This is a genomic window from Streptomyces albiaxialis (assembly GCF_039530985.1).
Taxonomy (GTDB): domain Bacteria; phylum Actinomycetota; class Actinomycetes; order Streptomycetales; family Streptomycetaceae; genus Streptomyces; species Streptomyces albiaxialis.
The window spans coordinates 771,911-793,440 of sequence record NZ_BAAAPE010000013.1 but is presented as its reverse complement, the minus strand read 5'-3'; the positions used below and the strand labels follow the sequence as shown (position 1 = coordinate 793,440).

Sequence of the window (21,530 nt, the reverse complement as noted above, 5' to 3'; positions counted from 1 at the left end):
ATGACACGTGAGGCATGGGACATGGCACCGGTCCGCATCGGCCCGTCAGGCCCGTCAGGCCCGTCGAAGGGATACTCCGTGCGAAGATTCCGACCGCTCCTCCTCATCTGCGCCTCGCTCCTCGCCGTGACCATCGTTCCCGCCGCCTCCGCGTACACCGGGGGAGACTCCGCCCCGTCCGGCAGCGGGGCTCCGACCGACAGCGGGGCTCCGTCCGGCAGCGGGCCGAGGGCGCTGGACCAGGTCATCCCCGCGCCCGCTTCCGTACGCGCCGGGGGCGAGCCGTACACGATCACCGCGAAGACCGTCATCCGGGTGAGCAAGGGCTCGCAGGCGACCGGCGAGCAACTGGCCGCGCTGCTCCGCCCGTCCACCGGCTACCGCCTCCCCGTCACCACCCGCCCCGGCAAGGACGGCATCCAGCTCCGGCTGGGCGAGGGCGGCGCCAAGCTCGGCGACGAGGGGTACCGGCTGGAGGTCGGCAAGCGCGCCGCCGTGATCAAGGCACCCGAGAAGGCCGGCCTCTTCCACGGCGTACAGACCCTGCGGCAGCTCCTGCCCGCCGAGGTCGAGTCGCGGACGGAGCGGCCCGGGCCCTGGCAGCTCGCCGGGGGCACGATCACCGACAAGCCGCGCTACGGCTACCGCTCCGCGATGCTCGACGTCTCCCGGCACTTCTTCGAGAAGGACCAGGTCAAGCGCTGGATCGACCAGCTCGCCCTCTACAAGATCAATACGCTGCACCTGCATCTCTCCGACGACCAGGGCTGGCGCATCGCCATCGACTCCTGGCCGAAGCTGGCGACGTACGGCGGCAGCACCGAGGTCGGCGGCGGCAAGGGCGGCTACTACACCAAGGCCGACTACAAGGAGATCCTCGACTACGCCGCCGACCGGCACATGACCGTCGTGCCCGAGATCGACATGCCGGGCCACACCAACGCGGCCCTCGCCTCCTACGCCGAGCTGAACTGCGACGGCAAGGCCCCGCCGCTCTACACCGGCACCGAGGTCGGCTTCAGCTCGCTGTGCGTGCCGCTGGAGCGTACGTACGACTTCGTGGACGACGTCATCCGCGAGCTGGCGGCGATGACGCCCGGGCCGTACCTCCACATCGGCGGCGACGAGGCGCACTCCACGAGCCACGAGGACTTCGTGAAGTTCATGGACCGGGTGCAGCCGGTCGTCGCGAAGTACGGGAAGAAGGCCATCGGCTGGCACCAGATCACCGCGTCCCCGGCCAAGGGCACCATCGCCCAGTACTGGGGCTACGACGGCACGTCAGCCGAGGAGCGCGCCCAGGTCGCGAACGCCGCGAAGAAGGGCACGAAGCTCATCCTCTCGCCCGCCGACCGGGCCTACATCGACCACAAGTACACCAAGGACACGCCGTACGGCCTCTCGTGGGCCGGGTTCGTCGAGGCGCAGCGCTCGTACGACTGGGACCCGGGGACGTATCTGGAGGGCGCCCCGGCCGACTCGGTGATGGGCGTCGAGGCACCCATGTGGTCGGAGACCTTCGGCGAGAACAAGCCCCTCGACTACATGACCTTCCCCCGGCTCCCGGGCATCGCCGAGCTGGGCTGGTCGCCGCGGGCCACGCACGACTGGGACGCGTACAAGGGGCGGCTGGCACAGCAGGCGCCGCGCTGGGACCAGTTGGGCATGGACTACTACCGCTCGCCGCAGGTGCCGTGGCCGGGCGAGTGAGGGCCGGCCGGCCGCTGACGGGAAGCGGCCCGGTCAGAAACGGTCCAGGATCGCCTTCTTGGCCATCCTGAACTCGTCGTCCGTGAGCACTCCGCTCGCGCGCAGCTCTCCCAGCTCGCGGAGCCGCCGCAGGAGGCCGTCGTGATCGGCCTCTTCGGCGGGCGCGGGAGCGGGGATGCCGCCCTTGAGCAGTGCGGGCGGCGGTGACGGCACGGCGTCGGCCGGCTCCTCCTGGCCGCTCTGCGCGAGCGGATGGGGGAGCCGGGCGACCACGGCGGCGGCGAGCAGCACGGAGCCACCCGTCTCGCGGGCCTGCCGCACGCCCCACAGCAGCAGGCAGTTGGGGTCGTGCTGCGGCTTGAGCGTGGGGTGCGTGCCGCGGGGACGGAAGCGGAGGCTGCCGTTCTCCCAGCCCGCGGCCGGGGTCCAGTCCACGCCCGCGAGGTCCTGGAGCGCGAGGCGGCGCGGGCCGCCGGAGGTCTTGCTCTCCTCCGCGATCCAGTTCCACTCGATGTGGATGCGCTCGCCGTCGAAGGTCACCGTGCCGTCCGTGCCGGTGGCGGTCAGCGGCACGGACGGGCCGGGCAGCAGATAGCGGTCGCAGGGGGTGTCGGGCACCTCCTCCAGCAGCAGCGCGTTCCGCACCTCCTCCACGACGTACTCGGCGACGCCCGTACGGTCCTTCTCGACCGCGAGCTGATACGGGTCCGAGGCATCGGGCAGACGGCCGCTGGCCACCTGGGAGAGCGGGTCCGCGCCGTCGCGCAGCCGGAGCCGGAGCCTGCCTCCCTTTCTCCCGCCCGGCTCGTACGCGATACCGGCCACCGCCTGGAGCGGGACGGCGACTTCACCGAGCGCCTTGCGCAGGTGGTGCACGCTCCGGTCGGTGCCGGGGACGAGCCGGACCGTCTCCCCGTCGAAGGCCCAGCTCCCGGCGCGTTGGAGGATTTCCGCCATAGCCTGATTATTTCGGCTGCGGGAGCGGGGGTCATCCCCCAGAAAGACTCAGCTCCTTCAGCTCTCTCAGCTCCCGACGCCCAGCTCGCGGGCCACCAGGATGCGCTGGACCTCGCTCGTGCCCTCGCCGATCTCCAGGATCTTGGAGTCGCGCCACATGCGGGCGACCGGATACTCGTTCATGAAGCCGTATCCCCCGTGGATCTGGGTGGCCTCGCGGGCGTTGGTCACGGCGCTCTCCGACGAGTACAGCTTGGCGAGCGCCGCCTGCTTCTTGAACGGCTCGCCCGCCAGCATCCGCGACGCGGCGTCCCGCCAGGCGAGGCGCGAGGTGTGGGCCCGCATCTCCATGTCGGCGAGCTTGAACTGGATGGCCTGGTTGGTCCCGATGGTCCGCCCGAAGGCCTCGCGGGTGTTGGCGTACCGCACCGACTCGTCGACGCAGCCCTGGGCCAGGCCCGTCGCCAGCGCGGAGATCGCGATCCGGCCCTCGTCGAGGATGCGGAGGAACTGCGCGAAGCCGCGGCCCTCCTCGCCCAGCAGGTTCTCCCCCGGGACGCGGACGTCGGAGAAGGACAGCTCGTGGGTGTCCGACGCGTTCCACCCCACCTTCGAGTATCCCGGGGCGACGGTGAAGCCCGGGGTCCCGGACGGCACGATGATGCTGGAGATCAGCGGACTGCCGTCCTCCTTGCGGCCGGTGACCGCCGTGACGGTGACCAGGCCGGTGATGTCCGTGCCGGAGTTGGTGATGAAGGCCTTGGTGCCGTTGATCACCCACTCGCCCGTGGCCTCGTCCCGCACCGCCGTCGTCGCCGTGCCGCCCGCGTCGGAGCCGAAGCCCGGCTCGGTGAGGCCGAACGCGCCCAGGATCTCCCCGGAGCACAGCCTCGGCAGCCACTCCCGCTTCTGCTCCTCGGTGCCGAACAGATGCAGCGGCATGGCCCCGAGCGAGACCCCGGCCTCCAGGGTGATGGCCACCGACGAGTCGACCCGCGCCAGCTCCTCCAGGGCGAGGCACAGGGCGAGATAGTCGCCGCCCATGCCCCCGTACTCCTCGGGGAAGGGCAGGCCGAAGAGGCCCATGCTGCCCATCTGGCGGACGATCTCGTACGGGAACTCGTGCCGCTCGTAGAACTCCCCGATCTTCGGGGCCACGACGTCGTGCGCGAACTCCTCGACGGTGCGGCGCAGTTCCTCGTGCTCGGAGGAGAGGCGGTGGTCGAAGGCCATGATCAGGACTCCTTGTGGGAGGGGCCGGTGAGGGCGCGGACCGTACGGGAAGGGCTGGGGCGGCCCAGTTGCCCGGCCATCCAGGCGCTTGTGGCGCACAGACGGCCGAGGTCGACGCCGGTCTCGATACCGAGACCGTGGAGCATCCAGACGAGATCCTCGGTGGCGAGATTGCCGGTGGCGCTCTTCGCGTACGGACAGCCGCCGAGGCCACCCGCCGAGGCGTCCACCGTCGCGACGCCGTGCTGGAGCGCCGCCAGGGTGTTGGACAGCGCCTGGCCGTATGTGTCGTGGAAGTGGACGGCGAGGCGCGGGGCGGGGAGGCCCGCCTCGTGCAGCGCGGACAGCAGCGCGGTGACGTGGCCCGGGGTGGCGACGCCGATGGTGTCGCCGAGGCTCAGCTCGTCGCAGCCCATGTCGGACAGGGCCCGGCACACGCGCACGACCTGCGCGACGGGCACGGGGCCCTCCCACGGGTCGCCGAAGCACATCGAGAGATAGCCGCGCACCGTGAGCTTCTCCTCGCGGGCGCGGGCCACCACGGGCTCGAACATCGCGAGCGCCTCGTCCACCGTCCGGTTGAGATTGGCCCGCGCGAACGACTCGGTGGCGCTCGCGAAGACGGCGACCTCGCGGGCCCCCAGCTCCAGCGCCCTGTCCAGCCCGCGCGCGTTGGGCACCAGGACGGGGAGGCGGGTCCCGCGCGGCAGATCGCCCAGGAGCGGATAGAGCCGCTCGGCGTCCGCGAGCTGGGGGACCCACTTGGGGTGCACGAAGCTTGTCGCCTCGATGGTACCCAGGCCCGCTTCGGCGAGGCGGTGGATGAACTCCGACTTCACCTCGACGGGGACGACCGCCTTCTCGTTCTGCAAGCCGTCACGGGGGCCGACCTCGTGGATACGGACCCGGGGCGGCAGGCCTTCCAGGGGGGAGACCATCGGCAATCCCTCTGCTGCCATCAGCTCTGCGCCTCCTTCGCGCCCTTCGCGCCCTTCGCGCACTTCGCGCCCTTCGCGCCCTTCGCGCCCTTCGCGCCCTTCGCGCCCTTCGCGCCCTTCGGGCCCCCGCTCCCGCCGTCCTTCGCGTGCGGCTCGACGACGGCCAGGAGCTGGTCCATGGCGACGGTGCTGCCCGCCGTGACGTCCAGCTCGATCACGGTCCCGTCGTGCGGCGCGGCGATGACGTGCTCCATCTTCATGGCCTCGACGACCACGAGGCTCTGTCCCGCCGACACCTGGTCGCCCACGGCCGCCTTGACGACCGTGACCGTGCCGGGCATCGGCGCGGTGAGCGCGTCGGCCCCGTGCGCCCCGGCGACGTCGCTCAGCGAGGCCTCCACCGGGTCGAACGGCCCCACGTGCCAGGCCTCGCCGTCCCGGCCCAGCCATACGCCGGTGCCGGTGCCGGTGCCGGTGCCGGTGCCGGGACCTGAGCCTGAGTCGGTGCTGGAGCCCGTGTCCGAGGGCGCCCGGTCGAAGGTGTGGGTCACGCCGTCGAACTCCAGGCGCGGGCGGGGCCCTTCGGCGAGCCGGGCCGACACCGGGGAGGCGCCGCCCACGCTCACCTCCGCCGCGCCCCCGCCGAGGGCGCGCACCCGGACGGCCACCGGCTCGTGGCCCGGGACCTTGAAGTGGTGCACCGTCCAGGCCGGTTCGCCGCCGAGGCGCCAGCCCGAGGGCTCCGCGAACGGGTTGACCCAGCCCGTGCCGTCCCCGGCCGGGGAGGGGGTCAGGGCCGACTGCCGGAGCAGCGCCGCCGTCGCGTACACCTCGTCCGGGACGTGCTGCCGGACCAGGTCCGGGGCCGCCCGGTCGACCAGGCCGGTGTCGAGCTCGCCGGAGACGACCTCGGGGACGGCCAGCAGCCCGCGCAGGAAGGCCGTGTTGGTGTCCACGCCGAGCACCGTGGTCCCCGCGAGGGCGCCGCGCAGCTTGCGCAGCGCCGAGGCCCGGTCCGGGGCCCAGGCGATGACCTTGGAGAGCATCGGGTCGTACACCGTCCCGACCTCGGTGCCCTCGGTGAGGCCCGAGTCCGTCCGCACGCCGTCGCCCTCGGGCTCGCGCAGCAGGAGCACGCGGCCCGCCGACGGCAGGAAGTCCACCCGGTCCCCGCTGAGCCGGGCCGTCTCCGCGCAGACACGGGCCTCGACCGCGTGCCCGTTCAGCGTGATCGCCTCCTGGCCGAAGGCGAGCGGCTCGCCCGCCGCGACGCGGAGCTGCCACTCCACCAGGTCGAGCCCGGTGATCAGCTCGGTGACGGGGTGCTCGACCTGGAGACGGGTGTTCATCTCCATGAAGAAGTAGCTCCCCGAGCCGTCGCCCGGGACGATGAACTCGACGGTGCCCGCGCCCCGGTAGCCGCAGGACCGTGCGGCCTCGACCGCCGCGGCGCCCATCGCGGCGCGCGTCGACTCGTCCAGCAGGGGGCTGGGGGCCTCCTCGATGATCTTCTGGTGGCGGCGCTGGAGCGAGCACTCGCGCTCGCCGAGGTGCACCACGCCGCCGTGCCCGTCGGCCAGCACCTGGATCTCGATGTGCCGGGGCTGGTCGATCCAGCGCTCGACGAGCAGGGTGTCGTCCCCGAAGGCGCCGCGCGCCTCGCGGCGGGCGGCCGCGATCTCGTCCGGCAGCGCTGCCTCGTCCCGCACGAGCCGCATGCCCTTGCCGCCGCCGCCCGCCGAGGGCTTCAGCAGCACGGGCAGGCCCGTCTCCCGTGCGGCCACCGTGAGTTCGGCGTCGGTCAGGCCGCTGCCGTCGGAGCCCGGGACCACCGGGACGCCCGCCGCGCGGACCGTCTCCTTGGCGCGGATCTTGTCGCCCATCAGCTCGATGGCGTCGGCCGGCGGGCCGACGAAGACGAGCCCGGCGTCGGCGCAGGCCCGCGCGAAGGGCGCGTTCTCCGCGAGGAACCCGTATCCCGGGTGGACGGCCTGGGCGCCGCCCCGCCGCGCGGCCTCCAGCAGCCGCTCGGCCGACAGATAGCTCTCGGAGGCCGCCGCGGGGCCGATCCGCACCGAGGTGTCGGCCTCGCGCACATGACGGGCGTCCGCGTCCGCGTCGCTGTGCACGGCCACGGAGCGGATGCCGAGCGCCCGGAGCGTACGGATCACGCGCACCGCGATCTCACCGCGGTTGGCCACCAGCACGGTGTCGAACATCAGCCCACTTCCTGCCTGCCTGGTCACCTGGAGTCGTTGTCTGAGGGTCTTCTTGAGCCGTCTCGGCCGTCTCGGCCGTCTTGAGCTGTCTTGAGCTGTCCTGGCCCGACCGGGTCGGGCCGGGCTCACATCCGGAAGACGCCGAAGCGCGGCGCGTCCGGGTCCCGGTGCGGCAGCGGGGCGCGGGCGCACGCGGTGAGCGCGAGGCCCAGCACCGCTCTGGTCTCCAGGGGGTCGATCACGCCGTCGTCCCAGAGACGGGCCGTGGCGTAATACGCGTTCCCCTGCGATTCGTACTGCGCACGCACCGGGGCGCGGAAGGCCTCTTCCTCCTCGGCGCTCCACTCCTCGCCGCGCGCCTCCAACTGGTCCCGCTTGACGGTGGAGAGCACCGAGGCGGCCTGCTCGCCGCCCATGACGGAGATCTTCGCGTTCGGCCACATCCAGAGGAAGCGGGGGCTGTAGGCCCGGCCGCACATCGAGTAGTTCCCCGCGCCGTACGAACCGCCGATGACCACCGTCAGCTTGGGGACCCGGGCGCAGGCCACGGCGGTGACCATCTTGGCGCCGTGCTTGGCGATGCCCCCCGCCTCGTAATCCCTGCCGACCATGAAGCCCGAGATGTTCTGGAGGAAGAGGAGCGGGATGCCGCGCTGGTCGCACAGCTCGATGAAGTGGGCGCCCTTCTGGGCGGATTCGGAGAACAGGATGCCGTTGTTCGCCACGATGCCGACCGGGTGGCCGTGGATGCGGGCGAAGCCGGTGACGAGCGTCGTCCCGTACTCCTCCTTGAACTCGTGGAAGCGGGATCCGTCCACCACGCGGGCGATGACTTCCCGCACGTCGTACGGCGTGCGGGAGTCGACCGGCACCGCCCCGTACAGCCCCGCGGGGTCGACGGCGGGCTCCTCCGGGGCCGTCACCGGCCAGGGGAGCGCGGAGCCGCCCGGCGGTGCGGGGAGGGTGGCGACGATGTCGCGGACGATCCGCAGGGCGTGCGCGTCGTCCTCGGCGAGGTGGTCGGTGACGCCGGAGATCCGCGAGTGCACCTCGCCGCCGCCCAGCTCCTCGGCCGTGACGACCTCGCCGGTGGCGGCCTTCACCAGCGGCGGGCCGCCGAGGAAGATCGTGCCCTGCTCGCGCACGATCACGGCCTCGTCGCTCATCGCGGGCACATAGGCGCCGCCCGCCGTGCAGGAGCCGAGGACGGCGGCGATCTGCGGGACGCCGGCGGCCGAGAGCCGCGCCTGGTTGTAGAAGATCCGGCCGAAGTGCTCGCGGTCGGGGAAGACCTCGTCCTGCATCGGGAGGAAGGCGCCGCCGGAGTCGACGAGATAGACGCACGGCAGTGCGTTCTCCTTCGCGATCTCCTGGGCGCGCAGGTGCTTCTTGACCGTCATCGGGTAATAGGTGCCGCCCTTGACCGTGGCGTCATTGGCCACGATCACGACCTCGCGGCCCGCGACCCTGCCGATGCCGGCGATCACTCCGGCGGCCGGAGCCGCGTCCTCGTACATCCCGTCGGCCGCGAGGGGGGACAGCTCCAGGAAGGGGGAGCCGGGGTCGAGGAGCGCGTCCACCCGCTCGCGCGGCAGCAGCTTGCCGCGCGCGGTGTGCCGGGCGCGGGCGCGCTCGCCGCCGCCGAGCCGGGCGCGGGCCAGCTTCTCGCGCAGGGTCGCCGCCAGCTCGCGGTGCGCGGCCTCGTGGGCCCGGGCGGCCTCGGACGCGGGGTCGACGGCGGTCTTCAGCCTGGGCGCCGACGTGGCGTGCGCTGTCTGCTCGTTCATCCCGCTGAGCCCCCTTGCCCGACGTGCGTGCCCGACGGGACGGCCCTGCCCGCAGGGCAGGCGTGACCGGCCGACGAGTTAGTCACCGTTAACCACTCGCCTTCAGGTTAACGCTCACTAACGCGGCTGTCTAGAATGGTCCGCATGAGCACCAGGACGGCCGCGCTGACGCGCCGCGAGCAGATTCTGCGTGAGGCCGCTCGGCTCTTCGCCGAGCGCGGCTTCCATGGCGTCGGGGTCGACGAGATAGGGGCGGCGGTCGGCATCAGCGGCCCCGGGCTCTACCGGCACTTCGCCGGAAAGGACGCGATGCTGGCCGAGCTGCTGGTCGGCATCAGCGAGCGGCTCTACGAGGGCGGGAGACGGCGCACCGAGGAGGCCGCGGCGGCCGGTCTGCCGCCCGCGGACGCGCTCGACTCGCTCATCGACGGGCACATCGACTTCGCGCTCGACGACCGCGCCCTGATCACCCTCCACGACCGCGAGCTGGACCGGCTCAAGGAGGAGGACCGCAAGCAGGTCCGCAAGCTCCAGCGGCAGTACGTGGAGCTGTGGGTGGACGCCGTGCGGGCCATGTATCCCGGCCTCACGGAGCTGGAGGCCCGCGTCTCGGTGCACACGGTCTTCGGGCTGCTCAACTCGACCCCGCATCTGAGCGGGCCCTCCGCGATGCCCGACCGGGAGACCACCGCGGCGTTGCTGCACCGCCTCGTGCGGGGGGCGCTGGCGGCGGCCGGGCCCGCCGCCGGCCCTGGACAGTCCGTATGACCCCTGGGTAGCTTGAGTCGAGGAGCTGAGCAAGCGCTTAGCCCACGAGGGCTGCCGGGCAGCGGGATCCAGGGAGGCGAGTTGTGCGTCGCACGGTGTTCAACGAGGACCACGAGGCGTTCCGCCGGACGATCCGCGAATTCATCGCGGCCGAGGTGGCCCCTCACTACCCGCAGTGGGCCGAGCAGGGATACGTCCCCCGGGAGCTCTACAAGAAGCTCGGCGAGCTGGGCGTCTTCGGCATCGAGGTCCCCGAGGAGTACGGCGGCGCGGGCGAGGAGAGCTTCAAGTTCAACGCCGTGATCGCCGAGGAGTGCGCGCGGGCCGCCGTCAGCTTCGGCGGCTCCAGCGTCCACACCGCCCTCTGCCTGCCGTACATCCTCAAGTACGGGAACGAGGAGCAGAAGCGGCGCTGGCTGCCCTCCTTCGTGGCGGGCGAGATGATGACGGCCATCGCCATGACCGAGCCCGGCACCGGCTCGGACCTCGCGGGCATGAAGACCACGGCCAAGCTCTCCGAGGACGGCACGCACTACGTGCTCAACGGGGCCAAGACGTTCATCACCGGCGGCGTCCAGGCCGACCGCGTCCTGGTCTGCGCCCGTACGGCACCGCCCACGCCCGAGGACCGGCGCGGCGGCATCTCCATCCTCGTCGTGGACACCGGCAGCGAGGGCTACGCGGTCGGGCGCAAGCTCGACAAGCTGGGGCTGCGCGCCTCGGACACGGCCGAACTCTCCTTCACCGACGTCAAGGTGCCCGTCGAGGACCTCCTCGGCGAGGAGGGCAAGGCGTTCTCGTACCTCACGCACAACCTCCCCCAGGAGCGGCTCAGCATCGCGGTCAGCGCGTACGCCCAGTCGGCCGCCGCCGTCCGCTTCGCGCACGAGTACGTCAAGGAGCGCACGGTCTTCGGCAAGGAGGTCGCCTCCTTCCAGAACACCAAGTTCGTCCTCGCCGACTGCAAGGCCGACGTCGACGCCATGCAGGCCGTCGTCGACCGCGCGCTCGACGCGCTGGACGCGGGCGAGCTGACCCCGGCGGACGCGGCCTCGGCGAAGCTGTTCACCACCGAGCTGGCCGCCAAGGTCATCGACCGGTGCCTCCAGCTCCACGGCGGCTACGGCTACATGCTGGAGTACCCCATCGCCAGCCTCTACGCGGACACCCGTGTCTCGCGCATCTACGGCGGCACCAGCGAGGTCATGCGGTCCATCGTCGCGAAGTCGATGGGCCTGTAGGCCGGGACGACCTGAGCACCATGAGCCACGCACTGACGTCCCTGCTCGCCCTACTCGATCTGGAGCGGGTCGAGCGGGACATCTTCCGCGGCGACAGCCGCGCCTCCGTCGTCCCCCGCGTCTTCGGCGGACAGGTCGCGGCGCAGGCCCTCGTCGCGGCCTGCCGCACCGTCCCCGAGGGACGGCTGCCGCACTCCCTGCACGCGTACTTCCTGCGCCCCGGCGACCCGGGCGCCCGTATCGTCTACACGGTCGACCGGATCCGCGACGGCCGCTCCTTCACCACCCGCCGCGTCGTCGCCGTCCAGCACGGGCAGCCGATCTTCCATCTGTCGGCGTCCTTCCAGGTCCACGAGGAGGGGCTGGAGCACCAGGAGCCGATGCCCGCGGCGCCGGACCCGGAGACGCTGCCGACGGCCGAGGAGATCCTGCCGCGCTACGCGGACCTGTTCCGCGATCCCCAGGTGCCTGAGCGACTGCTCAAGGCCCGCGAGGCGGTGGACCTGCGGTACGTCGAGGAGCCCCCGTTCGGCAGGGTCGGCAGGCCGGGCGAGCCGCGCTCCCAGGTGTGGTTCCGTACGAACGGCAAGCTGGACGGCGACTTCGACGACCCGGCCCTCCACATCTGCCTGGCCACCTACGTCTCGGACATGACGCTCCTGGACTCCATCCTGCTGGCGCACGGCAGGGGCGGCTGGGCGGTCGGCGATGTGGTGGGCGCGAGCCTGGACCACGCGATGTGGTTCCACCGCCCGTTCCGCGCGGACGAATGGCTGCTGTACGACCAGGAGTCCCCGACCGCGCAGGGCGGCCGGGGACTCGGCAAGGGACGCATCTTCACCCGGGACGGACGGCTGGTCGTCTCCGTCATCCAGGAGGGCGTCGTCAGGGTGCCGCGCGACCGGGCGTAGACCCGCCCTTCCGTTCCTCCACGCCCTCCAGGGCGCGGAACAGGGCCAGCCACTGGTCGGGCCGTACCAGTCCGACGGGCGCGGACTCGTCGAGTTCCAGCGAGGTGTAGGCCGCGCGGACCCGCCGTGTGCGGTGGTGGCGGGTGAGCGTCGCGAAGAGCGAGCCCCCGACACCCGTGAACCCGTGGTCCGTGAAGGCGCGGTAGGCGGGCAGGGCTTCGCGCGGCAGCAGCGGAGCGGCCCTGTGGTCGATACGGAGCACCGCGGAGTCCGTACGCGGCACCGGCGTGAAATGGTGCCGCCCCACGCGCGACAGGAGCCGCCATTCGTACTCGGGCCAGCTCCGTACGGTCAGCAGGGTCCAGCGGCCGTACCCGCCGGTGCGTTTGCGGGCGAACTCCCACTGGGTGAGCAGCGTCGCCGAGGTCATCGACGGCGCCTGGAGGCACCAGCGGACGATGTCCGTGGTCCGCGAGAAGGGGATGTTGCCGACGACGGCGAACGGTTCGCGGGGCGGGCGCGCCCGGGTGAAGTCGCCGCGCACCGTACGGATGTTGGGGAACCTCCGGGTGCGTTCGGGCAGCAGGGCGGCGAGCGCGGGGTCGAGCTCATAGGCGACGACCCGGCGGCAGCGCCGGGCCAGGGCGCGGGTGAGCGTGCCCTCGCCCGCGCCCGGTTCGACCACGAGGTCGCGGGGGCCGAGCCCGGAGAGACGTACGACGAGGTCGACGGCGGACGAGCTGTTCAGGAAGTTCTGGGAGAGCGTCTTGCGGCGGCGTGCCACGGATGAGGTCCTCTGATCGAGGACAGGCCGGAGCCGTGAAGCCAGGGCCTGCCCGAGTCGCTGGAGACATCGGTGGCCCTGCGCGCAGGACGTATCGCCGTATGAGGTGGTGAGAAGGGGCCCGCGGGGAAGCGGGCGGGAGGAACGGTCAGGCGTCCTGGCGGAGGGCCGGGGCCTGACGCAGACGCGTGAGCGCGGAGAACGCCGCGAAACATGCAGACATGGGCGTGACCGTAAGGGCGTTCACCGTCCGCCGCAAACTCTTTTCACGCGACCGTCCGCCGCGTGGTCACGACCGTCCGCCGCGTGGTCACGCGGCGGGCTCCGAGGGGCTCGTCAGCCCGGCGGCCTCCAGCAGGTACGCCGTCATGGGCTCGTAGAAGCGCGGGTCGGCCACGTGGTCGTCCAGCGGGACCGCGACCGAGAGGGTGCCCTCGGACTCGCCGAGGAAGAGCGCCGGGTCGTTGCAGTCGGCGAAGCCGACCGCCGTGAGGCCGCGCTGCGCCGCGCAGCCCGCCCAGCCGTGGTCGGCGACCACGAGGTCGGGCAGGGGCTCTCCGGCCTGCTCCAGGCCGTCCAGGATGCCCGCCATGGGGGCGGGGGAGTGGGTGTGCCAGAGGGTCGCCCCGCGCTCGTAGGCCGCGACGCCCTGGAACTGCACGACCACGCCGTCGTCGGCGAATACGCCCAGGGGCGAGCGCACGATGTCGCAGCCCGCCAGCCGCATGGCCATGGCCAGGGTGCCGTGCATGTCGAGCAGCGCGCCCGGGTGACCGGTCGCGAACAGTACGCGCCGCCGGCCCTCGGCGGCCTTGCGCAGCTCGGCCGCCGCGCGGTCCAGCGCGCCGACGGTCAGCTCGGGGTCGATGGTGTCCTGTCCGGTGCGGTAGTCCGGGTCGTCGTTGACGCCGCAGCGCTCCGCCATCACCGCCAGTACGTCCTGCTCGTCCTCCCAGCGGCCGCCGAGTTCGAGACCGAGCCAGTAGTGCCGGTCGCCGTTGGCGAGCTTGCGGTAGTGGGAGAGGTTGTTCTCCCGGGGAGTGGCCACGTCACCGGCGATACGGGTGCGGACCAGGTGCTCTATGAGGGCTCCGCGGGCGGGGGCCGCCGGGAAGGGCAGGGGCAGTGACAGAGGCTGTGACATGTGGCCATTGTGTCTCGTACTTCCGCTCGATGGACGGAGTGTCCAAAAGGCGGCCCGCCCACGCTCAGATCCGTCCAACGGGAGACGGCGTCCCCGCGTCTACCCTCGGGCACATGATCAGCAGCCTGACCAGCAACGCACCCGAGCCGCAGGGCGGCGCTCCCCGCGGCCCCGTCGACTCGTCGCGCGTCCCCCGGTACGCGGGGCCCGCGACGTTCGCGCGGCTTCCCCGCCTGGACGAGACGGGCGGCCGTACGGACGTCGCCGTCGTCGGGGTCCCCTTCGACACGGGGGTCTCGTACCGTCCGGGCGCGCGGTTCGGCGGCAACGCCATCCGTGAGGCGTCCCGGCTGCTGCGGCCGTACAACCCGGCGCAGGACGCGTCGCCCTTCGCGCTGGCCCAGGTCGCCGACGCGGGCGACATCGCGGTGAACCCGTTCGACATCGGCGAGGCCGTCGAGACGGTCGAGCACGTGGCGGGGGAGATCCTCGACAGCGGGGCGCGGATGATGACGCTCGGCGGGGACCACACCATCGCGCTGCCGCTGTTGCGCGCGATGGCCCGTAAGCACGGCCCCGTGGCGCTGCTCCACTTCGACGCCCATCTGGACACCTGGGACACGTATTTCGGCGCGGCCTACACCCATGGGACGCCGTTCCGACGGGCCTCCGAGGAGGGGCTGCTGGACACCGCGGCCCTCTCGCACGTGGGCACGCGCGGGCCGCTGTACGGCAAGCAGGACCTGGACGACGACGCCAAGATGGGCTTCGGGATCGTCACGTCCGCCGATGTGATGCGGCGCGGCGTGGACGAGGTCACCGACCAGCTCCGCCAGCGGATCGGGGACCGGCCGCTGTACGTGTCCGTGGACATCGACGTCCTGGACCCGGCCCACGCGCCCGGCACGGGCACGCCCGAGGCGGGCGGGCTCACCTCGCGCGAACTGCTGGAGATCCTCCGCGGGCTGTCCGACTGCAATCTCGTCTCGGCCGACCTGGTGGAGGTCGCGCCCGCCTATGACCACGCGGAGATCACTTCTGTCGCCGCCTCGCACACCGCGTACGAGCTGACGACGCTCATGACGCGGCAGATCGCCGCCGCGCGCGAAGCGGAACCGGCTCCCGAGCGTCCCTGACCCCCGTCTGACCACTGTTTCCGGTCGTGTTGGGGACGCCCGGTATTCGTCCGATCGCACACCGTGCCGGGCCTCCGACGGTGCCCCCGGGTGATTGGTGCTGGTCGTCGGGGCTTGACGGGAGCGCGAAAGTTCTCCGTCGACGTCACTATGTGCCACTGGTTTAATACGGGACGTTACTAAATTTGATCGGTCGATGTGCATTGCGGGTGAGATCTCGACAGACTGCGGAACGCGGTCCCGCGGGATGGCGGCGCGGTAGGCGGCAGGTCTGGCCTCGTGGGGGGTGCCTTCCTGTCCGCACCCAGGGAACGCGCCGCCCGGCCAGGGCGGTCCCGGCAGAGCCCGTCCGCTCGCCGGGCCGCCCTCGGTCCTCGGGACCCGCGCATCCGGACCGCGCCCCTCACCAGGGCGCGGTCAGGGAGCGGTCAGGATCCGCGGCCCCTCGTCCGTGACGGCCACCGAGTGCTCGAAGTGCGCCGCGCGGCTCCCGTCCGTCGTCCGGAGCGTCCAGCCGTCCGGCGCCGTGTAGAACGCGTCCCCGCCGCCCGCGGTCAGCATGGGCTCGATGGCCAGCGCCAGTCCGTGCCGCAGCCGGAAGCCCCGGCCCCGCCTGCCCTCGTTCGGCACGGGCGGGTCCTCGTGCATCGCGCGGCCGATGCCGTGGCCGCCGAAGCCGTCGGGAATGCCGAATCCCGCGCCCCGTCCCACGCTTCCGATCGCGTGCGAGATGTCGCCCATCCTGGACCCCGCGAGCGCCGCCGCGATGCCCGCCTCCAGGGCGCTCCTGGTGGTCTTCAGCAGCACCTCGTCCTCCGGGCGCGGGGTGCCGACGGTGACGGTGACGGCGGCGTCGCCGGTCCAGCCGTCGAGCGTGGCGCCGCAGTCGATGCTCAGCAGGTCCCCGTCGCGGAGCCGGTAGTCGTCCGGGACGCCGTGCACGATCGCGTCGTTCACGGAGGTGCAGATGGCGGCAGGGAACGGGGTCGGCGCGAACGACGGCCGGTAGCCGAGGAACGGCGAGGTCGCCCCCGCGGCGCGCAGCACCTCCCGGGCCACCTCGTCCAGTTCGCGCAGGGCGACGCCCACGGCTGCCGCCTCGCCGGTCGCGCGCAGGATCTCCGCGACGACCCGGCCGGCCTCGCGCATGCCGTCGAGGTCCGCGTCCGTCTTGATCTCCACCATGAGTGCTCCCCTCCCGAGGTTCCAATTCTTATACCGGTATTAGTATCACGGCATGGTCCGTACACCACTCACTCCCCTGGAGCGCGAGCGCGGCCGGTTCCTCGGCGAACTGCTGCGTGCCGCGCGCGGCGCCCGGAGCATGACCGAGGTCGCCGCCGCAGCCGGGATCTCCGCCGAGACGCTGCGCAAGATCGAGACCGGCAGGGCGCCCACCCCGGCCTTCTTCACCGTCGCGGCGCTCGCGTCCGCGCTCGGTCTCGCGATGGACGACGTGGCCGCGCGGTGCGCCGCCGTGACCGTCCCGGAAGCGGCGTTGACCGTCGCGGAAACGGAGGAGGACCGTCCGACGGCCGCCGCGTGAGCGGCCGGTGACATCCCTGGCGACCGCCGGTACGGCCGTTTAACGTGCCCGTGGCGCACGCCCGTTGCGCCATGGGCGCGAGGTGCGCCACGAAGGGGGCAGACGATGCGTATCCGGATACCGCTGGCCGCCGCGACCGCCGTCGCGGCCCTCGCCACCTGCGTCACGGGAACGGCGGCCGCGACCGGGGGCCCCGCCGCGCCCCGGAACGCCTGCTCGCCGTCCGTCGCGCTCGGCGGGTACTCCGACGCGCTCGACAAGACCGCACACGACGGGCTCCCCGTCGCCGGTCTCTCCGCGCTCGCCCCCGACGCGCACGGACGTATCGCCGCCCTGTCCGACCGTTCCGCGCTCTTCTCGCTCGCCGTACGGACGCACGGCGGCACGCCCGACGCCCGTACGGTCTCCGCGACGCCCCTGGCCGACGAGAACGGCGGGCCGCTCGACTCCGAGGGGCTCGTCGTCGAGCACGACGGCAGCCGCCTGGTCACCTCCGAGACCGAGCCCTCCGTACGGCGCTACGACCGCCGGGGCGCGTACACGGGGGAGCGGCTGCCCGTACCGGACGCGCTGCGGGTCGCCCCGGCCGGAAGGGCGCAGCAGAACCAGACGTTCGAGGGCCTGACCGCGCGGTACGGCGGACGTTCCCTGGTGGCGTCCATGGAGGGCCCGCTGGCGGGCGACGGAAAGGACGCGCACGGACGCACCCTCGTGCGCCTCCAGAGCTGGCAGCGGCACGGCGGCAAGGGGCACGGACAGGACGTCGGACACGGGGCGTACGCGCTCGCCCGGCAGTGGGGCTATCCCGTCGACCCGAAGCTCGGCGTCGCCGAGATCGCCGACGCGGGCCACGGACGGCTGCTCGTCCTGGAACGCGGCTGGGAGAAGGGCGCGGGCAACACCGTCCGGCTGTATCTCGCCGATCCGCGCCGCGCGAGCGACGTGAGCCGCGTCGAGAAGCTCACGGAGACCGGCGGCGTCCGCCTCGCGCGCAAGACGCTCCTCGCCGACCTCGGCGACTGCCCCGACCTGGGCGCCCCCAACCCCTCGCCCCAGAAGAACCCGCTGCTCGACAACGTCGAGGCCATGGCCGTCACCGGGCACGCCCCCGGCGGGCGCCTCCGGCTGCTGCTCGCGAGCGACGACAACGAGAGCGCCGGGCAGATCACCCGGCTCTACGCCCTCAGCGTGCGCCTGCCCCACCGGTAGGCGCGGGGGCGCGCGGGCGCCCGCGCGGGGCGCGGGGTCCTAGGTCTCAAGTCCGTTTCCGCATCTCGGAGCGCTGACCGGGATGAAAAGCACACCGTCGCGCGTTGCCGCCTCCGGCAGGGAATCGTGAACGGAGCATTGCGGAGGGACGGGGCGTGGGTCGTCGCACGGAGACGCAGCCGGGGTGGGCACGTCGGCTGGCCGGATACTGCTGGCGGTACAGACGCGCGGTGATTCTCGCGCTCGGCGCCTCCCTCGCGGGGATGGGCGTCATGGCCCTCGTGCCGCTGCTGACCAAGGTGATCATCGATGACGTGGTCGTCGGCGGCCAGGGCGGCATGTGGACGTGGATCGGCCTGCTGATCGCCGCGGCCGTCGTCATCTACGTGCTCACGTACGCCCGGCGGTACTACGGCGGGCGGCTCGCCCTCGACGTGCAGCACGACCTGCGCACCGAGATGTACCGCTCGATCATCCGGCTCGACGGCCGCAGCCAGGACGAGCTGTCCACGGGACAGGTCGTCGGGCGCGGCACCAGCGACCTCCAGCTCGTGCAGAGCCTGCTGTTCATGCTGCCGATGATGATCGGGAACATCCTCCTGTTCCTCGTCGCGCTCGTCGTGATGGTCGCCCTCTCGCCGCTGCTCACCCTCGTCTCGCTCGCCGTCTTCCCGCTGCTGTGGTGGATTGCCGACCGCAGCCGCAAGCGCCTCTTCCCCGCCACCTGGTACGCCCAGCAGCAGGCCGGCGCCGTGGCCTCCGTGGTCGACGGCGCGGTCACCGGCGTCCGCGTGGTCAAGGGCTTCGGGCAGGAGGAGCAGGAGACCACCAAGCTGCGCGCCATCAGCCGCAAGCTGTTCGCCGGGCGGCTGCGCACCGTCCGGCTCAACGCGCGCTACACCCCGGCGCTCCAGACCATCCCCTCCCTCGGCCAGGTCGCCATGCTCGCGCTCGGCGGCTGGATGGCCACGCGCGGCCAGATCACCCTCGGCACCTTCGTCGCCTTCTCGACGTACCTGGCGCAGCTCGTCGGCCCTGTCCGGATGCTCGCCATGATGCTCACCGTCGGCCAGCAGGCCCGCGCGGGCGTGGAGCGGGTCTACGACCTCATCGACGCCGAGCCCCAGATGGCCGAGAGCCCCGACGCGCGCGAGCTGCCCGAGGACGCGGAGGCGTCCGTCGAGTTCGACGACGTCACGTTCGGATACGCCACGGGGAAGCCTGTCCTGGACGGCTTCAGCCTGCGCATCGAGCCCGGCGAGACCGTCGCCCTGGTCGGCACCAGCGGCAGTGGCAAGTCCACCGTCTCCATGCTGCTCCCGCGGTACTACGACGTGACGGGCGGCGCCGTCCGCGTCGGCGGGCAGGACGTGCGCGAGCTGACCCTCGACTCCCTGCGCTCCGCCATCGGCCTCGTGCCGGAGAACAGCTTCCTGTTCTCCGAGACCATCCGGGAGAACATCGCCTACGGCGCCCCGGACGCCACCGACGCGCAGATACGGGCCGCCGCGCGCGCCGCCCAGGCCGACGGCTTCATAGCCGAGCTGCCCGACGGGTACGAGACGACGGTCGGCGAGCAGGGCCTCACCCTCTCCGGCGGCCAGCGCCAGCGCATAGCGCTCGCCCGCGCCATCCTCACCGACCCGCGGCTCCTCCTGCTGGACGACGCGACGTCGGCCGTCGACGCCCGCGTCGAGCACGAGATCCACGAGGCGCTGCGCGGCGTGATGGCGGGCCGCACCACGCTGCTCATCGCGCACCGGCAGTCCACCCTCGCGCTGGCCGACCGCATCGCCGTCCTCGACGGCGGCCGCCTGGTCGACCTCGGCACCCACGAGGAGCTGACCGCCCGCTGCGCCCTGTACCGCCGCCTGCTGACCGACCCCGACGAGCTGGGCGAGATCGACCGCGACCCGGCGGGCATGGCCGCGCACGACGAGCACCGTACGGTCGACGGCGTCACCCCCGAGCTGTGGGTCCGCGCCGAGGACGAGGACGCGGACGGCGCCCGTACGGACGCCTCCGGCGGCGCGGGCGCCGGCACGGCCGCGCAGAGCGGACGCCCCGGCTCCTTCGCCTCCGAGCTGGCCGGGATGCCCGGCAGCCCCGAGCTGCTCGCCAAGGTCGAGGCTCTGCCGCCCGCGCTGGACACCCCCGACATCGACGAGGCCCGCGCCGAGGGCCGCGAGGAGTCCTACGGGCTGCGGCGGCTGCTGCGCGGCTTCGGCGCCGCGCTGCTGGTCGCGCTGCTCTTCGCCGCCCTGGACGCCGGGTTCGGGCTGCTGCTGCCCGTGCTGATCCGGCACGGCATCGACGACGGCGTCGAGAAGGGCGCCCTGTCCGCCGTCTGGGCCGCCTCCGTGCTGGCGCTCGTCGTCGTGGTCGCCCAGTGGGGCGCGCAGTTCGGCTCGATGCGGCTGACCGGGCGGACCGGAGAGCGCGTGCTGTACGCGCTGCGCGTCAAGATCTTCGCCCAGTTGCAGCGCCTCGGCCTCGACTACTACGAGCGGCATCTGACCGGTGCCGTGATGACCCGGATGACGACCGACGTCGACGCGCTGTCCACCTTCCTCCAGACCGGCCTGGTCACCGCCGTCGTCTCGGCCTTCACCTTCCTCGGCATCCTGGCCGCCCTGCTCGTCATCGACGTCGAGCTGGCGCTGGTCGTCTTCGCGACACTGCCGCTGCTGGTCGTCGGCACGTTCTTCTTCCGCCGCCAGAGCGTGAAGGCGTACGAGCTGGCGCGCGAGCGGGTCAGTGTCGTCAACGCGAACCTTCAGGAGTCCGTGGCCGGGCTCCGGATGGTGCAGGCGTTCCGGGGCGAGGAGCGCGGCATCGACCAGTTCGAGCGGCGTAGCGACGGGTACCGCAGGGCGCGCGTGCGCGGACAGTGGCTGATCTCGGTCTACTTCCCGTTCGTGCAGCTCCTGGCTTCCCTCGCGACCGCCGCCGTCCTGGTCGTCGGCGCGGGCCGCATCGAGAACGGCACGCTGAGCGCGGGCGCCCTGGTCGCCTATCTGCTCTACATCGAGCTGTTCTTCGCCCCCGTGCAGCAGCTCTCCCAGGTCTTCGACGGCTATCAGCAGGCCGCCGTCTCGCTGCGCCGCATCCAGGAGCTGCTGCGCGAGGAGACGAGCACCCCGCAGGCCGACCGGCCGGAGGAACCGGCCGCGCTGCGCGGCGAGATCGTCTTCGACGACGTCCGCTTCCGGTACGCGACGGCCGATGCCGCCACCGGCGAGGAAGCGGCCCTCACCGGCATCGACCTGGAGATTCCCGCGGGCCAGACCGTCGCGTTCGTCGGCGAGACCGGCGCGGGCAAGTCCACCCTCGTCAAGCTGGTCGCGCGGTTCTACGACCCGACGGAGGGCGCCGTCCGTGTCGACGGGACGGACCTGCGCAGCCTCGACCTCACGACGTACCGGCACCGGCTGGGCGTCGTCCCGCAGGAGCCCTATCTCTTCCCCGGGACGGTGCGGGACGCCATCGCCTACGGCCGTATGGACGCCACCGACGCCGAGGTCGAGGCGGCGGCCCGCGCGGTCGGCGCCCACGACATGATCGCCTCCCTCTCGGACGGCTATCTGCACGATGTCTCCGAGCGGGGCCGGAACCTGTCCGCCGGACAGCGGCAGTTGATAGCCCTGGCCCGCGCGGAGCTGGTCGACCCGGACATCCTGCTGCTGGACGAGGCGACGGCCGCGCTCGACCTGGCCACCGAGTCGCTGGTCAACCAGGCGACGGACCGGCTGGCCGGGACGCGCACCACGCTGGTCGTCGCGCACCGCCTCACGACCGCCGCGCGGGCCGACCGCGTGGTCGTCCTCGACCACGGCCGGGTGGCGGAGGACGGCACCCACGAGGAGCTGCTGGCCCTGGACGGGCGGTACGCGAAGTTGTGGCGCACGTTCTCCGGCGAGGCCGAACCCGTGGGAGCCTGACGCCAC

Annotated in this window: 16 protein-coding genes; 8 read left to right on the top strand and 8 right to left on the bottom strand. The window is 72.5% G+C overall.

What is annotated here, in order from left to right:
* Positions 1-78 precede the first annotated feature (78 nt).
* Positions 79-1,710 carry a beta-N-acetylhexosaminidase gene (locus tag ABD343_RS27120; RefSeq protein WP_425578279.1) on the top strand — a complete coding sequence of 544 codons (1,632 nt, stop codon included), beginning with the start codon at positions 79-81 and terminating at the stop codon, positions 1,708-1,710.
* A gap of 33 nt (positions 1,711-1,743) precedes the next feature.
* Here the strand turns inward: ABD343_RS27120 and ABD343_RS27115 are convergent, their stop codons facing one another.
* The 5 genes from ABD343_RS27115 to ABD343_RS27095 form a co-directional block, all read right to left on the bottom strand.
* Positions 1,744-2,667: a DUF4429 domain-containing protein gene (locus ABD343_RS27115; RefSeq protein WP_344531951.1), complete on the bottom strand. Its 924-nt coding sequence runs from the start codon at positions 2,665-2,667 to the stop codon at positions 1,744-1,746.
* 66 nt (positions 2,668-2,733) lie between these two features.
* A complete protein-coding gene (locus ABD343_RS27110) occupies positions 2,734-3,900 on the bottom strand; it encodes an acyl-CoA dehydrogenase family protein (RefSeq protein WP_344531950.1) in 1,167 nt (388 codons plus the stop codon).
* A 2-nt stretch (positions 3,901-3,902) separates the two neighbouring features.
* Positions 3,903-4,859 carry a hydroxymethylglutaryl-CoA lyase gene (locus tag ABD343_RS27105; RefSeq protein WP_344531949.1) on the bottom strand — a complete coding sequence of 319 codons (957 nt, stop codon included), beginning with the start codon at positions 4,857-4,859 and terminating at the stop codon, positions 3,903-3,905.
* On the bottom strand, positions 4,859-7,057 hold the full coding sequence (locus tag ABD343_RS27100) for an acetyl/propionyl/methylcrotonyl-CoA carboxylase subunit alpha (RefSeq protein ID WP_344531948.1): 2,199 nt from the start codon (positions 7,055-7,057) through the stop codon (positions 4,859-4,861). The genes ABD343_RS27105 and ABD343_RS27100 overlap by 1 nt, the downstream gene beginning before the upstream one ends.
* A gap of 125 nt (positions 7,058-7,182) precedes the next feature.
* Positions 7,183-8,844 (bottom strand): carboxyl transferase domain-containing protein, encoded by a 1,662-nt coding sequence (locus ABD343_RS27095; RefSeq protein ID WP_344531947.1) that lies wholly within the window; start codon positions 8,842-8,844, stop codon positions 7,183-7,185.
* A 144-nt stretch (positions 8,845-8,988) separates the two neighbouring features.
* On the opposite strand from ABD343_RS27095, the gene ABD343_RS27090 reads away from it, so the two are divergent.
* The 3 genes from ABD343_RS27090 (at position 8,989) to tesB (ending at position 11,764) form a co-directional block, all read left to right on the top strand.
* Complete coding sequence (locus tag ABD343_RS27090) at positions 8,989-9,612, top strand: SACE_7040 family transcriptional regulator (protein ID WP_344531946.1); 624 nt, start codon at positions 8,989-8,991, stop codon at positions 9,610-9,612.
* 83 nt (positions 9,613-9,695) lie between these two features.
* Positions 9,696-10,853 carry an acyl-CoA dehydrogenase family protein gene (locus tag ABD343_RS27085; RefSeq protein ID WP_344531945.1) on the top strand — a complete coding sequence of 386 codons (1,158 nt, stop codon included), beginning with the start codon at positions 9,696-9,698 and terminating at the stop codon, positions 10,851-10,853.
* A gap of 20 nt (positions 10,854-10,873) precedes the next feature.
* On the top strand, positions 10,874-11,764 hold the full coding sequence (tesB, locus tag ABD343_RS27080) for an acyl-CoA thioesterase II (protein ID WP_344531944.1): 891 nt from the start codon (positions 10,874-10,876) through the stop codon (positions 11,762-11,764).
* On the opposite strand, the gene erm is transcribed toward tesB, so the two are convergent.
* Both erm and ABD343_RS27070 read right to left on the bottom strand, forming a co-directional pair.
* The gene (gene erm / locus ABD343_RS27075; protein WP_344531943.1) at positions 11,739-12,548 is read right to left on the bottom strand and encodes an ErmE/ErmH/ErmO/ErmR family 23S rRNA (adenine(2058)-N(6))-methyltransferase; all 810 of its coding nucleotides are present in this window, start codon (positions 12,546-12,548) and stop codon (positions 11,739-11,741) included. The two genes, tesB and erm, sit on opposite strands and share 26 nt — an antisense overlap.
* A 310-nt stretch (positions 12,549-12,858) precedes the next feature.
* Complete coding sequence (locus tag ABD343_RS27070; RefSeq protein ID WP_344531942.1) at positions 12,859-13,692, bottom strand: phosphatase; 834 nt, start codon at positions 13,690-13,692, stop codon at positions 12,859-12,861.
* A 113-nt stretch (positions 13,693-13,805) separates the two neighbouring features.
* Here ABD343_RS27070 and speB point away from each other — a divergent pair, with 113 nt between their 5' ends.
* Positions 13,806-14,828, top strand: coding sequence for an agmatinase (gene speB, locus ABD343_RS27065; protein ID WP_344531941.1), 1,023 nt, complete (start codon positions 13,806-13,808; stop codon positions 14,826-14,828).
* Positions 14,829-15,245: 417 nt separating this feature from the next.
* Here speB and map read toward each other — a convergent pair whose 3' ends face one another.
* Positions 15,246-16,013, bottom strand: coding sequence for a type I methionyl aminopeptidase (gene map, locus ABD343_RS27060; RefSeq protein WP_344531940.1), 768 nt, complete (start codon positions 16,011-16,013; stop codon positions 15,246-15,248).
* A 52-nt stretch (positions 16,014-16,065) separates the two neighbouring features.
* Here map and ABD343_RS27055 point away from each other — a divergent pair, with 52 nt between their 5' ends.
* From ABD343_RS27055 to ABD343_RS27045, 3 genes are all read left to right on the top strand, one after another.
* Entirely contained in the window at positions 16,066-16,374 is a 309-nt protein-coding gene (locus tag ABD343_RS27055) for a helix-turn-helix domain-containing protein (RefSeq protein ID WP_344531939.1), read from the top strand.
* Positions 16,375-16,479: 105 nt separating this feature from the next.
* On the top strand, positions 16,480-17,583 hold the full coding sequence (locus tag ABD343_RS27050; protein WP_344531938.1) for an esterase-like activity of phytase family protein: 1,104 nt from the start codon (positions 16,480-16,482) through the stop codon (positions 17,581-17,583).
* 155 nt (positions 17,584-17,738) lie between these two features.
* Positions 17,739-21,524: an ABC transporter ATP-binding protein gene (locus tag ABD343_RS27045; protein WP_344531937.1), complete on the top strand. Its 3,786-nt coding sequence runs from the start codon at positions 17,739-17,741 to the stop codon at positions 21,522-21,524.
* Positions 21,525-21,530 lie beyond the last annotated feature (6 nt).